Genomic DNA, 14,424 nt, shown 5'->3' with positions numbered 1-14,424 from the left:
AGCGGGCTCGTTCAATCCGGCTTCAATGAGGTCGCGCCGCACCACGACGCCAGCGTTGCGACGCGCAACCTCACAGAACCCTCCAGATCCCCAAAGGCGCGCCGATCTGATTCACGGTGCGGGCTGGGATTGGAGGCCGGCATGGATGGGCAAGCCGTTATCGATGGACCTGCAATCGCGCGTGCTGGCGGCGGTTGACGCGGGTATGAGTTGCCGGGGCGCGGCGGTTCGGTTCGGGGTGTCGGCCTCGACAGCGATCCGGTGGCGGGACCAGCGGCGGCATACCGGTGGCTACGACGCCAAGCCGCAGGGCGGCGACACACGGTCGCGCCGGATCGAGGCATATGCGGGCAAGGTTCTCGCGCTCCACGAAGCCCGCCGCGACATCACGCTGGAAGAGCTGCGCCAGGAGCTTGGCCGGACCGGGCTGACGGTGGCGGTCTCGACGCTGCACCGCTTCTTCGCTCGCCATGGGATCAGTCGTAAAAAAAGACCGGGCATGCCAGCGAGCAGGAGCGCACCGACGTCCTGAGCCAGCGCGAAGCCTGTTTCGACGGCCAACTCGACCTTGATCCGCACCGGCTGGTGTTCATCGACGAGACCTGGACCGCAACCAACATGGCGCGCAGCCATGGTCGTTGCCGCCGGGGCGAGCGACTGCGGATGGGCTTCCCGCATGGCCATCGCAAGACGACTACGCTCGTCGCCGGGCTGCGCATGACCGGCATGGTCGCGCCGATGGTGCTTGACGGTCCGATCAACGGCGACTGGTTCGAGGCCTATGTCGAACAGGTCCTCGCACCCGAGCTTGGCCCCGGCGACATCGTAATCATGGACAATCTCTCCAGCCACAAGCGTGCCAGCGTCCGTGCGCTTATCGAGGCGGCAGGTGCCCGCCTGTTGTTCCTTCCGCCCTACAGCCCGGCCTTCAACCCGATCGAGAAAGCCTTCGCCCGCCTCAAGGCCATGCTCCGCAAAGCAGGCGAGCACACCGTATCCGGGCTGTGGGCCCTCATCGGCAAGCTGGTCGACCTGTTCCAACCACAGGAATGCGCAAACTACTTCAGCTCCTGCGGCTATGATCCAGACTGAAAGGAAAATGCTCTAAGGTGCAGGCTATCGCCAATCGTGGCTGACCAGTATGCCTTCTCGTTTCCCTGATCGTTTTCGGAACGATGAGTGCGCTGAAGCGAGTTGCGGCAGATATTGTTCCGACTTTACATCAAACTGGAGGAGTTTCAGGGGGAGCACGTCACCAGGCAAACTATTCTTTCTCGCTTTGGCGATTTGTCCTATGCTATATTCCAAGCGGTCCACCAGCGGTCACAACCGCCGGAACTCTAACTATCCGGTTGCTCCACATAATGGAGCGGATCACAGGTATTGTGTCTCAATGGTACAAATAAATATCGGTCGTATCATTGTTGCAGATGATCATCCTATGTTTAGAGATGGAATTCGTCGCATTCTGCAGCGTCGATATCCTGATGCGACAATAATAGAAGCTGGGTCTTGGGATGCGGTGCTAAATATGGCGCATAACGGTGATGCTCCTTCTGTATTTGTTCTTGATTTGATATTTCCAGGATTTGATGGTGCGCATTCTATTGCTGCCTTACGCCGGGAGTTCGAAGCCGCCTCTATCATCGTTATCTCAATGATGGATGATGAGAAAATGATTGAAACCATTCTTGCGGCTGGTGCGGATGGATTTATTGGGAAAGCTGTCCCGCCGCAGGAAATAAGCTGTGTGATCCAAGCGATCCTGGACGGCGAATTTGTGGTACGCCGTTCTCCGACAAGCCTGCAATGGCAAGAGCGAGACAATCTCCTTGTTGTACTGACTCCAAGGCAGATTGAGGTTTTGCAATATATTATTGCTGGAAGAACAAATAAAGAAATTGGAAGGTCACTTCAAATTTCTCCTAATACAGTTCGCATTCATGTTTCGGATTTGTTTCGTTCGCTAAATGTAAAAACACGAGCGGCTGCCGCATCCAAGGCAGTTGACCTAGGTTTATAGTTATTTATAATGAGATATTTTCATCTTGAGCGCGACAAGGGTTGCACGCAAGATATTAGGATGAACTGGTTTAGACAGAATTTCTATCGAATCAGCCTTTAGTTTTGCTATGATTTCGGTGACATTATGCCCCGTGATAATGGCAGCAGGAATGAAGTAACCAAGTCGGTTACGAACATAAGCGATGCATTCGTCGCCCGTTACGGCGGACGCAAGATCATAATCCGCTATAATTACATCACAGTGCCTGATCCTAGTAGGCAGTGTAGCGCTCGTCTCGACGATGCAACCCCATCGTTCCATCAATGATGACGTCGCTGTCAAAACTGCAGGATCATCGTCGATCAACAAGACTCTGAGGTCGGTCAATGGCATGGATGATCGTATGGGCAGTGGCAATACGCTACCGGCCGGACCGGCGATAAGGGTGATTCCGGAGATTGCGACCATTGTTCCTCGCCCTTTTCTGGAACGTATGGCAATTTCAAGGCTCAGTAGTGTTGCCAGCCGTTTCACGATTGCGAGGCCAAGGCCGACACCTTCTATATCAAGACCAAGTTCCTTAACCCTATAGAATTCATCGAACACTTTCGGCAAATGCTCTTCTGATATGCCATTGCCCCGATCCCATATTTCAATCGCAAGCTTGCCTTTGCGATGCCGGCACCCGATCAATATGGGCTGACCCGGCGCATATTTGATCGCGTTGGAGATAATATTTTGTACCATTGTCGTAAGGAGATTCGGATCGATTCGGACATAGTGCGAGCATTGGACGAGATGGATATCGGATTTCGCCCATTCGGCCGCCTTTGAGTTTCTCTGGACAATCTCGCGTAATAGTTGGTTAATGGAGATCGTTTCCATTCGAGGATTTATCTGACCGCTGTCGATAATCGAAACATCGAGCAGCGATTGGAACAGGCGCGTCACACTCGATAAGGATTTATCGATATTCTCGACCATGCGCCGCTCTTCCTGACCAAGCTGCGCGTCCAGCAAACTGTCGGTGAATAGGCCTATCGCATGGATCGGCTGGCGCAGATCATGGCTGGCTTGCGCAAGGAGGCGTGATTTCGCAAGGGTGGCGGCTGTTGCTGCATCTGTTGCACGTCGGATTTGCACTAAGAGGCTACATAAATATGCTGGAGCGAGAATTGTTGTCAATATAAGTGTGAATGGCAGAAAAGGTCCTGTTAAACGATAAGGAAAAATCCAAATTAATAATACAATAATTACTGATGATAAAATCACGCATATAGCCATCTTTTTGTAATCATATCTTAACCAGTTTCCTATAGTTATCCAAAATAACAATATGTACATCGGCCAAATGCCATCAATGGCTAAAAAATAAGTAATACAAATGCAATCTGCCATGAGTGCTGCATGGCGTCTGAAGTTATTTACATGGCGACGCAGTAATATATCAAGATATATTGTTATTGAAACTATAAGATAAAATAATGAACATAAAATCGCATAAAAGGAATTTAGGCGGAACATATATAGAATATTAAAATTTTCCGGAATGAAATGAACATATATAAAGCAAATAAGTGCCGATATTGTAGTAAAAATTCGTATCGTAGCTTGAGAAATTTCAAAGAAATCGTAATTCTTGTTATCTACAGGGATTGGCAGTATTTTTCTCGCAATTTCACGGTAATCCATGAGCCCTATCCTCGTAGGCAGTTCGCTCAGGGGTGTTACACGCGTTGCGGCAGCATGTCCCTGAAGCGATAATCTCTGACATTACCGCCACGATTGAGCGGCTCACGTCTCGGTTTTGATGGAACCGCAAGGCGTCGCACTGATTTTGCCGCTGCACGCAGCGGTAAGAAGTGCTTTGTCTTGCTGTTCACCACAATTGAACGAAGCCTGGCGGCGGCATTACAATCCTGTTTCATAACACCCACCTGTCTATGTTGTTGTAGGGAATGGAATTCTGATCGGGATGCGGTCCCGCGGGGTGTCTGGGGTTCTGCCGCGCCCGGTAAAGAAGGTTCTGGGCTTTGGGTTCTGCGAGATCTGACCGGCTGAATATCCAGGGGCCGTCAGGCAATGGGTGCTGGCTTTTGATTTCCCCAGCCTCGGTAGCGAGGCGCAATGTCTTTGGGGCGACACCGATGAACCGAGCGGCTTTGTTTAGGTTGAGCCATGGCTCGTTTCCATCCGGTGCGGGTCGGAAGGCCGCGATCTTGTGATGTGACCTGTGCGCTGTAACGCGCTCCCTGGTCCAGCGATTGCCATGACCGGTCAATAGTCCATTGCGGTTGAGAATCCCGGCAATCAGATCGTCGCTGGCAATCAACACGAGTTGCCGGATGGCCGCGAGGATGTCGCCAGAAGTGCTGTTGCGTTGGCCTGGCCGTCGCTTCGGCCGGCGCATTTCGGTATGGATGCCACCAATCCATTGCACCATCAGGACGATCTCGGAAGTCGCATCATCGATATCTGCGACGACTTCCTGAATAACGGTTCGCACGATGCGCTTCTTGAGCCGAGCATCTGTCGTGGGTGCCGCCCAAACTGTACGTAGATCCTGGGCGAGTGAAGCGATGCCGATTTGCATCAGCAGTGAGGGTTTCGGTGCCGTCCTATCGTGCGCGCTGATTTTGCTCTCAATTTCGCCCACCAGTTCAAGGGCGCGATTCCAACGTCCCTCAAGTTCCGCTGCAACAAGCCGGTTCTCAGGGTCTGCAGCATCAAATTGCCGGAAGGCTCGATTGGCAGCATAACGAGCAGCTTCCAGATCACGGCCAAGCGCGTCACGCACCTGATCACGACGACTGGAGGCCTGGACTTCAGCTTCGGCCGCTGCAGCGATCGCCCCCGGTTCGACGACGCGCAGGATCGCCCCCTCGATTGCATCATCTACGCGCAGCCCGCCAAAGGCGATGCATCGCGGCTCGCCATTGTCCAAATGGCCTCTCCAGCACGAATAGCGCGGAATGTTGTGCTTTGCGCCTGTGTAGCGAACTGTGAGCTTGCGGCCGCAACGCCGGCAACGAAAAAGTCCGGCCAGAAGGGCATCGCCATGCTTGGGTGCGCCGTGATGACGGCTCGTGACTGCATTGTCGCTTACCATCTTGCGAATTGCCTCGGCCCGCTCCCAACTGACATAGCCTTCGTGCGCGTCAGGAATGAGTGCCAACCATTCCTCCCGCGCATTGCGCCGGATCGTGGCGGACCGACCAAATCCTGGCGTCGCGCTTGTCTTACCATAAGCGTAGGTGCCGCCGTAAACTGGGTTCTCGATCATTCGGTGGATCGTCGCATAATTTGGCCTGCGCCAGACCGTATCGCCGCCGTTGCACTTGGTAGGCAAGTCCAACTCGTGCTCCAGAAACCACATGAGGGCCTGACGAGCGCTGCCAAATTCAACGACCTTATCGAATACCAGCGTGATGGCTTCCTGCACACGGCGGTCAGGATCCTTCTCGAGCCGATCTCCAACCTTCACAAAACCGATAGGGGCGGCAACTACAAGTTCGCCGCGCCGCGCTTTCTCATAGCGGGCTGAGAGCGAGCGCTGGCGCAGCAAGTCCAGCTCATATTCGTTGAGGCTCCCCTTCAGGCCGAGCAGGAGGCGGTCGTTACCCTGTCGCGGGGCGTAGACGGTCTCCTGATCAATCAAAACGGTATCGACGACGCGGGACATCTCGATGAGCTGCTGCCAGTCCCGGCTGTTGCGGGCAAATCGAGACACCTCCCGCGCGGCTACAGCACCGATCTTGCCAAGGCAAACCTCGGCGACCATCCGTTCGAAGCCGGCGCGTGTCACCGTCCCGGCGGCCGAGCGACCGAGATCGTCATCGATGATCTCGACGCGGGACCAACCCAGTGAGGTCAGGCGATCGCGCATGGCATATTGCAGAGCGCTGCTCTTCCGGTTGTGTAGAACCTGGTGGGCAGATGACTGCCTGACATACAGAATTGCCTTGCGCTCGAGATGATGCGGCCTGATCTTTTCATGCATCATGACCCACGCCCTCCTGTGAGTTTGCCGGTTCTCCCGCGACGTAATCGAGGATCAAGCGCGCCATCAATTGCTTCAGCTTCCGGCGTGTCTCGTCCGGCAAGGTCTGCCACGGCGGCACGGGCGCTGTCTGTCCTTCGCTTGGAATTAGGAACAGGTCGAACTGGTAGGCTGTGGGCTGGCGAGGCATCGGCATCTCCCCGAATCGTGTCATGAGAGCCCGATGCTGCGCCGATTTTCTCGGATTGCGATGTCGCTCCGCCGTCGATCAACAACACTGCGAGGGCATCGATCGCAGCCAAAGAAACCTGGGGTGCGGAGGCGAGAAGCCAGCCTCCACTTGTACCCCGGTCGAACATCCAACCGGGCACCTCCAGCAAACGGTCGCAATCACCGCCTGACTGGCTACAGCGAAAGACCGCCGCGCCATTCTTCTCAATCGCTTCATGGACGTAAATCTGGCACCCGGTCCAAGGATGCCAAGGATAAAGGAGTTCACGCTCGCAGGTCCCGTGGGTGTTCTGTCGTCGAGTTGTACAACCATGTGCGGCCGCATAGCAGCTTGGGTTGTCATGTTCGGCTGCAAGAACCATATCGGCGTCGACCGCGCGTGCAGGCTGATCCGCACTCCGCAAGGCGTTGGTTCTTCGAGGTGTCCAACTGAGTCAAGACAGGCCACATATAATACTACCGTGCATCCAATATCAGCGCCCTATAGAATTATAATATGAATTGTAATCGCGACATAGTACATATGTTCTAGTGCAATCATCCCCATCAAATGGCACCCGCAGTTTGGCGGTTCGGGCTTGAGCGTATTTCTTCTGCGTTCCAGCTGCGGCTCTCTATTTGTAACTGTGGCAGGGGATTTCGGAATGATCAGGACGATCGTGGGCTTTAGGCAAGCCCTTGGCGCCTCGACGGCGCTTGGCAATGAACTGGTGTTGGCGGCGCTGCTGCCGCTGCCTGTCATTCTGATGGCGGTTCCGAACCATGCGATCGCGCAGAACACCGTGCTCGACAGTGGTTCCACGACCTGGTCCACGGACCACAGCGTTGCCGAAGCGCTCGTCGTGGGGCAGACGAAGCCCGACGTCTCGCTCACGATCAACGATGGCGCGGACGTCGTGGTGGCCAAGGCGGTCACGATCGGCGAGCGCGGCGGATCGTCGGGCCTGATCACCGTCTCCGGTGTCGGTTCCAAACTGGAAGTGACGCGCACCACCAGCATCCTCAACAACCTGCTCGTGCTCGGCGGAGGCGGCTTGGGCACGCTTGTCGTGGAGAACGGCGGACAGGTTTCGGTGCGCGACATCGTCATGGGGAACGCCGCGACGGTCGACAACAGTGGCGGCATCCTCAAGGTGAGCGGCGCCGGCTCTGTGATCACAGCCGACACGCTGCGCAACAACACGTGGGACAACGACGTCAACGACGCGGGCGCGATCACGATCGAGAATGGCGGCAAGATCGCTACGATCACCGTCGATATAGGCGGAGCGCCTGCGGACGATTCGAGCACGGCGAACCAGACGCTGATCACCGGACAAGGCTCGCTGTGGGCGAACAGCGGCACTTTCACCAACTACCGCAGCATGACCATCCAGGACGGCGGCAAGCTGACCACGGCGGATGCCGAACTGCACGGCATGTCCACGTCGCTGGCGACGACCTATGTCACCGGCGCTGGTTCGTCCTTCACGGCCAGCGGCAAGATTTCGATCGGCGACGACAGCAACCATAATCTTGTCATCGCGAACGGCGCCAGCCTGTCGGCGCAGGAGATCGTGCTGGGTGGCAGCCCGCTCAGCGGCGTCAACCTCGGCGCGCTCACCTTTGGCGGCAAGGTGACGTTCAACGTCTTCGACGAGGCGACCTCGGTCGCGGCGGAGGCGGCGGGCACGCTCAACCAGGATGCGCGCATCACCTTCGCGGGACGGGATGGCCAGCTTCTCTTCAACCACACGGCCACCGGCTATGAATTCAAGAATGCCATCGCTGGCGACGGAACGATCGTCAGCCTGGCCGGCGAGACGATCCTGTCGGGTGACATGACCAAGTTCCTGGGCACCGACAGTGTGACCGGCGGCGTGGTCGTGAAGGGCGGCAGCCGGTTGGTCTTCAACAGCGATTTCGGAACTGACGCCAGCAATGACGGCAGATATGGCATCACCGGGCCCAGCTCGCTCATCCTCGTCGACGACGGTACCCTCGTCGTCAAGGGCGAGACCGGGCATGTCTTCAGCAATTTCCTGGGCAACCAGAACTATACCAGCCATGTCTATGTCGGTGGCCAGACCGACGCGAATCCGAACGGTTTCGGGCGTCTGGCGGGAACCGGGACCGTGGGGTCGGTACGGCTCTACGGGCGGTTCTCCGGCAGCAGCAAGCATGCTGTCATCTCGCCTGGCGACAATGGGATCGGCACTCTGACCGTGCTGGGCCAACTCGAATTCGGCGACAATTCGATCTACGAGGCCGATATTCGGGGCGACGGCAGCAGCGACCTCATCCGGGTGCTTCCGGTCGGCACCAGCGCGCCTGGCCCCTTGCAGGGTGGCGTACGGATCGGCAACGGCGTCAATGTCGAAGTGACCGCGCTCGATCCAACGGTCAGCTATCAGAACGGTCAGACCTACACCATCCTGACGGCTGGGGGGGGTATTGAAGGCAGCTTCGCGCAGGCGGTGTCCAAATCCGCATTTCTCGACGTAAGCCTTGACCATCAGGCGAACCAGGTCGACCTGAAAATCGCGGTGACTCCGACGCCCACTCCGACGCCCACTCCGACGCCCACTCCGACGCCCACTCCGACGCCCACTCCGACGCCCACTCCGACGCCCACTCCGACGCCCACTCCGACGCCCACTCCGACGCCCACTCCGACGCCCACTCCGACGCCCACTCCGACGCCCACTCCGACGCCTACTCCGACGCCCACTCCGACGCCAACCCCTACGCCCACACCGACGCCCACTCCGACGCCAACGCCAACACCAACTCCGACGCCCACACCACCGCTTGTTTTCCAGGATGTTGCGGAAACGGCGAACCAGTACAACACGGCCATCGCGCTCAACACGCTCAAGCAGAGTGGACCATCACTTGCGCTGTATAATGCCCTACTTGTGCTCGATGCGTCCGAAGCGCGTGCCGCGTTCGACAGCTTGTCGGGCAGTGTCCATGCCTCGGCGCAATCGACGTTGCTGATGCAAAGCCAGTCCCTGCGGGAAGCCGCGTTCGACCGGCTGCACAGCACGCTGGAAGAGGCCGAGCCGAAGGAAGTCGCCGCGCTCGACTATGGCTATAACGACTATGCGCGCGACAAGGCAGCGCAGCCCGAACTCGCCATATGGGGCCAGGGGCTGGGCAATTGGAGCCGCCTGGGCCAGGATGGAAATGGAACCCGTGTGCGCAATTCTACCGGCGGCCTGCTGCTGGGGCTTGATGGCGCAGTTGGATCGAATGCGCGGCTGGGCGCGTTTGCGGGCTACAGCCGTGACGATTTCAACGTCCGGCGGCAGTTATCGAAGGGCAAGAGCGATAATATCCACCTTGGCCTTTACGGTGGTGCGCAATGGGACAATGTGTCGCTGCGCGCGGGCCTGTCCTATACATGGCATGATGTTTCGACCGACAGGATCGTGGCCTTCCCCGGCTTGAGCGATCGCCTGAAGGCGGATTACAAGGGCAACAGCTTCCAGTCGTTCGGCGAGCTTGCATGGCGGCATCGCACAGGCAACGTCACGATCGAGCCTTATGCCAATATCGCCTATGTGCGGCTCGATCTCGACGATTTTGCCGAGAAGAGTGTGGTGACCGATGGCGGGGCCGCCGCGTTGGCCGTGAAGTCGCAGCGCATGAACACGCTATTCACGACCCTGGGTATGCGCGGGTCGAGCGAGTTCAGCCTGGCCAATGTGCAGGCGATCGCATTTGGCGGCCTGGGATGGCGCCATGCCTTCAAGGACACCACGCCGTTTGCGACGATGACCCTGCCTGACACCACCGGATCGTTCCTGATCGCGGGCGCGCCGATTGCCAAGGATGCGGCGACCGTGCGGGCCGGGCTGGGTTTCCAGACATCGGACAATGTTTCGGCCACGATCTCCTATAATGGGGATTTCGGGTCCGGCATAACGGCCCATGGCGTTACGGGGCGGCTGAGCATCCGCTTCTGACGGGGGTTCCTGCCGGGAATGCGTCCATGGCGCATTCCCGGCACATTCCGGCTGATAGTTCCGAACGATGATACGATCCGACAACAGGCAATTCGCGAATGCGCAAGCCGATCCCGACATCGGCTATATCATCGACGCCCCGCATGAAGGGGCGCCGCTCATCATCACCTTCGGCTTCGTCGATTGGGCAGCTCTTCCCAAATTCGATTTCGTCGGCCGCCTCCGCAAGCTGGAGGCGACGACCGGCCAGCCGCTCAACCTGATCCTGATCCGCGATACCGCCAATTTCTGGTATCAGCATGGGGTGGACGGACTGGGACGGGATGTCGATGCGGTCGCGGCATCGCTGCGCCATATCATTGCCGATCTGCGCCCCAGTTCGATCTGCACCGTGGGGCAATCGATGGGTGGCTATGCGGCGATCCTGTTTGGCGCGCTGCTGGGCGTGGACCAGGTGCTTGCCTTTGGCCCGCTATCCTATCTTCGCAGCGACTGGGCGCGGCGCGACGGTGACCTGCGCTGGCTCAGCGTCATGGAGACGCTCGATCGTCATCCTCCTGCCAGGCGATATGACGACCTGACCGCCTTGCTTGCCGGTCTGCCTCATCCCCCTGTCCACATCCTGTTCGGTACAGGCGCGGAGGCGGAGGGTGGCCTCAACATGGATGAGGTTCATGCGCGCCGGTTCAGCGGCATAGCGGGGGTCACTGTCGAACGAATCCCCGAAGCGCCCCATGCCGTGGTGAAATGGCTCATCGACACGGGCCATATGGACAATATTCTTCTGCTATGGTGGTCGCCCGTTGCAAATCCGGGAAGGGAAAGGCCCAGGAATATCATGCCGTCCTGCGATGCCGCCTTGCCGGAGGAAGTCGTCCATGACGTTTTCAATGATGGCTGGCGGGCCTGGATCGGCGAGAATCTCGCGCTGGGCGCTTCGCCGGAAGGGCTGCTGCCGGCCCTGGTCGCTCATAATTTCCATCCAGGCGAAGCGCGGCGCGAAATCGACAAGGCCTATCGCAGCCCCTATCTGCAGGCGGCGCGGCGTCTGGCCAGCCGTGTCGCCAAACGCGACTGGACCCTGGACGTGCAGCAAAGAGTGCGTGCGATGGGCGCGCGCGACAACGCCGGGATCGAGCGCCGTCACAAGCTCGACCGCGCGACATTCCTCAACGACTATTACAGCGCCAACCGGCCGGTGGTCATCACCGGGATGATGGAGGACTGGCCGGCGCTCGGCTGGACGCCTGAGCAGCTTGTCTGCACCTTTGCCGGTCGCCAGGTCGAGGTTCAGGTCAATCGCAGCGCCAACCCGCATTATGAAATGCAGGCCGACAGCCATGGCACGACGATGGCTTTTGATGCGTTCATGGCGCGCATCATGGCCATGGGAGAAAGCAACGACATCTACATGACCGCCAGAAATGGCGGCGCCAATGCATCAGCCCTGAGCGAATTGTGGGACGGGATCGTCCAGATCCCCGAATATCTCGACGGCGGCAATCCGGCTAATCGTGGTTTCTTCTGGATCGGGCCGCCCGGCACGGTCACGCCGACGCATCATGACCTGACCAATAATTTCATGGCGCAGATCACCGGGCGCAAGCGCGTGCATCTGGCTGACGGGTTGCAGGTCGCCAATCTGTATAATCATCTCCATGTCTACAGCGAAGTCGATCTTGAGAAGGTCGACTATGACCGTTTCCCAAGGATGCAGAACGTCGATATCTTTTGCCACGATCTCGCGCCGGGAGAGTTGCTGTTCATTCCGGTCGGATGGTGGCACCATGTCCGCGCGCTGGATTTCAGCATGACCGTGACGTTCACAAACTTCCTGTTCGACAACGATTTTTGCTCGACATACCAGTCCTATCAGGTCCTCTGACGATCGATCAGCCGATCGACACCGAATCTGTAGATGGGCCACTTTGCCCGTGGCATCTCAGCCGGTTCGATGGAGACCACGATAGGCTGAATGATTGACCGGCTGACGCCTTTAGATCAACTGAGGTGGGATCTGTCCTCGGGGTCATGTGTGGATAAAGGGCGGCTATCTCACTCCCCCCGTGGGTCAGTTGTACAGAACTCGGCCTAATTTCCCGCCATCCATATCGGATTCGAACAGCAATTGCGCCTTCTAAAGCACCCATTTTCAATAGTTTATGGAAATCAGCGCGAGGAAGATCAGCTCTGATCTCCTTTTGGGGGAGGGCCGCGCTACCATCAGACATACCATCAACATGCTGGTATCCGGTGGTCCAAGACCGCTCCGCATGGGATATCTATACCACGAAAAACCGCAGAAATCCGCCGATCCCGGCACTTCCTGAAACCCTCTGGGAGAGGATTTTGGTGACCCCTACGGTATCAGAACCTACTCATTCATCATCGTCGCCATGATCGTGAATGGTTACGCGCAGGGCACAAAGACGCAGATCACAGGGTACTTGACCGCAGGTTATGCAGGCATGCGATCAAGTACCCTGTATAGCTTCATGTCTGCGCTGATGGCGCTCGCCGCAGGTCTCGGTCCCCTTATGGCAGGGGTGATCTATGATCAACTCGGGGCTATGGGCCGTTCTTGATTTACGGCGCAATTGCTTGTGCCGTCAGCGGAGCTCTGGTCCTGAGCCTGACACCACCGTTCCCGAAGAGCCTGGACGTGGGCCGTGGCTGATGAACCAGCAGTCCTCGTCTATTATATTGAAGGCTGATGAACTACGAGTAATCGAGTGGTGGCGAGGCCGTATCGCTAGCCCCGGGGGTAAAGCTGCGATCTCGGCCAGGACCCGTTCGGCATGTTCCTTCCAGCAGGTCGGGCATGTAGACGTCCTGCTGGTTGTAGACCAGCGGCGAACCGTCGATCCGCGAGGCATGCAGTCCTCAGCCCAGCGCCACCGCAACGGGAGTGCAGCTGTCCCATTCATACTGCCCGCCCGAGCGGAGGTAGATGTCGGCTTCGCCACGCAGGATCGTTATCGCCTTGGCACCGGCTGAGCCCATCGGCACCAGTTCGGCGCCCAGCTTGGCCGCCACTTCGGTTGCTTCACTGGCAGGACGGGTATGGCTGACGACCATACGCAGGGTCTCAAGCGCGGGCGGCACTTAGCCCGACTTGTCCGAGCGCAAAACCTCGTCGCAACCCGGCAGCGCCACGGCGCCGAGCACTGGCTCGCCATTCACCGCCATGCCGACGTGGACCGCCCAATCGGTACGCTCCTCGCCGTACTCGCGGGTGCCGTCGACCGGGTCGACGATCCACACGCAGCTCAGGCTCAGGCGCTCGGCACTGTCCTTTTCCTCCTCGGGCCGCAACCCATCATCGGGCCGCTGCTGGGGCGCAGGGCGTGGACGAGGAACTGGATGGCGGTCTGGTCACCCGCGGCAATGTGGAGAAGAATGCCAGAACCTGATCGCGCCGCAGCTTCTTGCGAAACATCATGTTACCGCTCGGGTCTGACCCATGAACCTGAAAAACCAACTTGGCCAAATCGATACCAACTGTGCTAACTTCGGTCACGGACGCCTCCTACTGTGGTGTTTCAACACCTCCACTCTGGCACATCGATGCCGTCAGGGAGCGTCCACCCCATCGCTTTTAGCACGGTGCGATCAATACTAGCCGGTAGCAGGCGCGACAACACTGCAGCAGTCCAGCTACGAAACGGCATCACCATAGGGTAACAGGCGTATCGAGCGATAACGGCTTTTGATAGGAGATGTCGGTTTTGTCTCGGACGCCCTTAATATAGCCTTGTTCGATAAATCTGGGATGCTGGAGGATCGAAGCGTCTCCCGTGATGAGCGTGTCCACGGTTGAGCGGCGCAGCGCGATTTTCCATTCGCCATCACGGCGCTCGACCCGATCGATATAGCGGCCATTGATGATCCGCGCCGTCTTTGCGCCGGGATCAAGCAGCGACACCATCACATAGCTTTCGCAATGCGCGACATCGCCATCAATATCGCAAAGGTGGGTTGTGATATTATGGAGATGCTGATCCGAACCGGCGGCATGGACGGCGTTGGACCACTGGGCATAAAGCGGACCGGGGTTGATGGCGTGGCCATGTTCATCGACGCCATCTTCATGATAGGCGCTGGTAAGCAGATCGACGTCATGCCGGTCATGGCCGCGCGCATGAAGTGCAATAAGATCCTGGATTGCCAGCCTGTCCTTGAGATAGGCGACGTCACGACCAAGGTGCGCCAATTGCATATCGTCCACAGCGATCCTC

Annotated in this window: 8 protein-coding genes and 2 pseudogenes; 4 read left to right on the top strand and 6 right to left on the bottom strand. The window is 57.9% G+C overall.

Going from position 1 to position 14,424, the window contains the following annotated elements; all coding sequences use genetic code 11:
- Nucleotides 1–145 precede the first annotated feature (145 nt).
- Nucleotides 146–1,092, top strand: a protein-coding gene (locus tag MOK15_RS19185) for an IS630 family transposase (protein WP_242933306.1) whose coding sequence is annotated in 2 segments (ribosomal slippage) — nucleotides 146–485 and nucleotides 485–1,092 — 948 coding nt in all. Because the reading frame shifts where the segments join, the coding sequence is not laid out codon by codon here.
- 301 nt (nucleotides 1,093–1,393) lie between these two features.
- A complete protein-coding gene (locus MOK15_RS19180) occupies nucleotides 1,394–2,023 on the top strand; it encodes a response regulator transcription factor (RefSeq protein WP_242933305.1) in 630 nt (209 codons plus the stop codon).
- Here the strand turns inward: MOK15_RS19180 and MOK15_RS19175 are convergent, their stop codons facing one another.
- The 3 genes from MOK15_RS19175 to MOK15_RS19165 form a co-directional block, all read right to left on the bottom strand.
- Nucleotides 2,024–3,697, bottom strand: coding sequence for a hybrid sensor histidine kinase/response regulator (locus MOK15_RS19175; protein ID WP_242933304.1), 1,674 nt, complete (start codon nucleotides 3,695–3,697; stop codon nucleotides 2,024–2,026).
- A 232-nt stretch (nucleotides 3,698–3,929) separates the two neighbouring features.
- Nucleotides 3,930–6,008 (bottom strand): recombinase family protein, encoded by a 2,079-nt coding sequence (locus MOK15_RS19170; protein ID WP_242933303.1) that lies wholly within the window; start codon nucleotides 6,006–6,008, stop codon nucleotides 3,930–3,932.
- Complete coding sequence (locus tag MOK15_RS19165) at nucleotides 5,998–6,195, bottom strand: hypothetical protein (protein WP_242933302.1); 198 nt, start codon at nucleotides 6,193–6,195, stop codon at nucleotides 5,998–6,000. The genes MOK15_RS19170 and MOK15_RS19165 overlap by 11 nt, the downstream gene beginning before the upstream one ends.
- A 685-nt stretch (nucleotides 6,196–6,880) precedes the next feature.
- Between MOK15_RS19165 and MOK15_RS19160 the strand changes: the two genes are divergently transcribed.
- Nucleotides 6,881–10,186, top strand: a complete 3,306-nt coding sequence (locus MOK15_RS19160) for an autotransporter outer membrane beta-barrel domain-containing protein (protein ID WP_242933214.1) — start codon at nucleotides 6,881–6,883, stop codon at nucleotides 10,184–10,186.
- A gap of 67 nt (nucleotides 10,187–10,253) precedes the next feature.
- On the top strand, nucleotides 10,254–12,071 hold the full coding sequence (locus MOK15_RS19155) for a cupin-like domain-containing protein (protein ID WP_242933301.1): 1,818 nt from the start codon (nucleotides 10,254–10,256) through the stop codon (nucleotides 12,069–12,071).
- 880 nt (nucleotides 12,072–12,951) lie between these two features.
- Here MOK15_RS19155 and MOK15_RS19150 read toward each other — a convergent pair.
- The 3 genes and pseudogenes from MOK15_RS19150 to MOK15_RS19140 all read right to left on the bottom strand — a co-directional run.
- Nucleotides 12,952–13,569, bottom strand: a pseudogene (locus MOK15_RS19150) (3'(2'),5'-bisphosphate nucleotidase CysQ); the annotation flags it as partial.
- A pseudogene (locus MOK15_RS19145) lies at nucleotides 13,566–13,706 on the bottom strand (IS110 family transposase); the annotation flags it as partial. The pseudogenes MOK15_RS19145 and MOK15_RS19150, both read right to left, overlap by 4 nt.
- A gap of 150 nt (nucleotides 13,707–13,856) precedes the next feature.
- Nucleotides 13,857–14,405, bottom strand: a complete 549-nt coding sequence (locus MOK15_RS19140) for a nuclear transport factor 2 family protein (RefSeq protein ID WP_242933791.1) — start codon at nucleotides 14,403–14,405, stop codon at nucleotides 13,857–13,859.
- Nucleotides 14,406–14,424: the final 19 nt, after the last annotated feature.

The organism is Sphingobium sp. BYY-5 (assembly GCF_022758885.1).
Lineage (GTDB): Bacteria > Pseudomonadota > Alphaproteobacteria > Sphingomonadales > Sphingomonadaceae > Sphingobium.
Note: the sequence above shows the minus strand (reverse complement) of the source record. Positions and strands in the feature narration are given on the sequence as shown.

What these genes read in the sequence shown, in the direction of transcription:
- MOK15_RS19165 (WP_242933302.1), bottom strand. Translation starts at nt 6,195, where the DNA reads ATGCCTCGCCAGCCCACAGCCTACCAGTTCGACCTGTTCCTAATTCCA.
- MOK15_RS19140 (WP_242933791.1), bottom strand. Translation starts at nt 14,405, where the DNA reads ATGCAATTGGCGCACCTTGGTCGTGACGTCGCCTATCTCAAGGACAGG.
- MOK15_RS19155 (WP_242933301.1), top strand. Translation starts at nt 10,254, where the DNA reads ATGATACGATCCGACAACAGGCAATTCGCGAATGCGCAAGCCGATCCC.
- MOK15_RS19180 (WP_242933305.1), top strand. Translation starts at nt 1,394, where the DNA reads ATGGTACAAATAAATATCGGTCGTATCATTGTTGCAGATGATCATCCT.
- MOK15_RS19175 (WP_242933304.1), bottom strand. Translation starts at nt 3,697, where the DNA reads ATGGATTACCGTGAAATTGCGAGAAAAATACTGCCAATCCCTGTAGAT.
- MOK15_RS19160 (WP_242933214.1), top strand. Translation starts at nt 6,881, where the DNA reads ATGATCAGGACGATCGTGGGCTTTAGGCAAGCCCTTGGCGCCTCGACG.
- MOK15_RS19170 (WP_242933303.1), bottom strand. Translation starts at nt 6,008, where the DNA reads ATGATGCATGAAAAGATCAGGCCGCATCATCTCGAGCGCAAGGCAATT.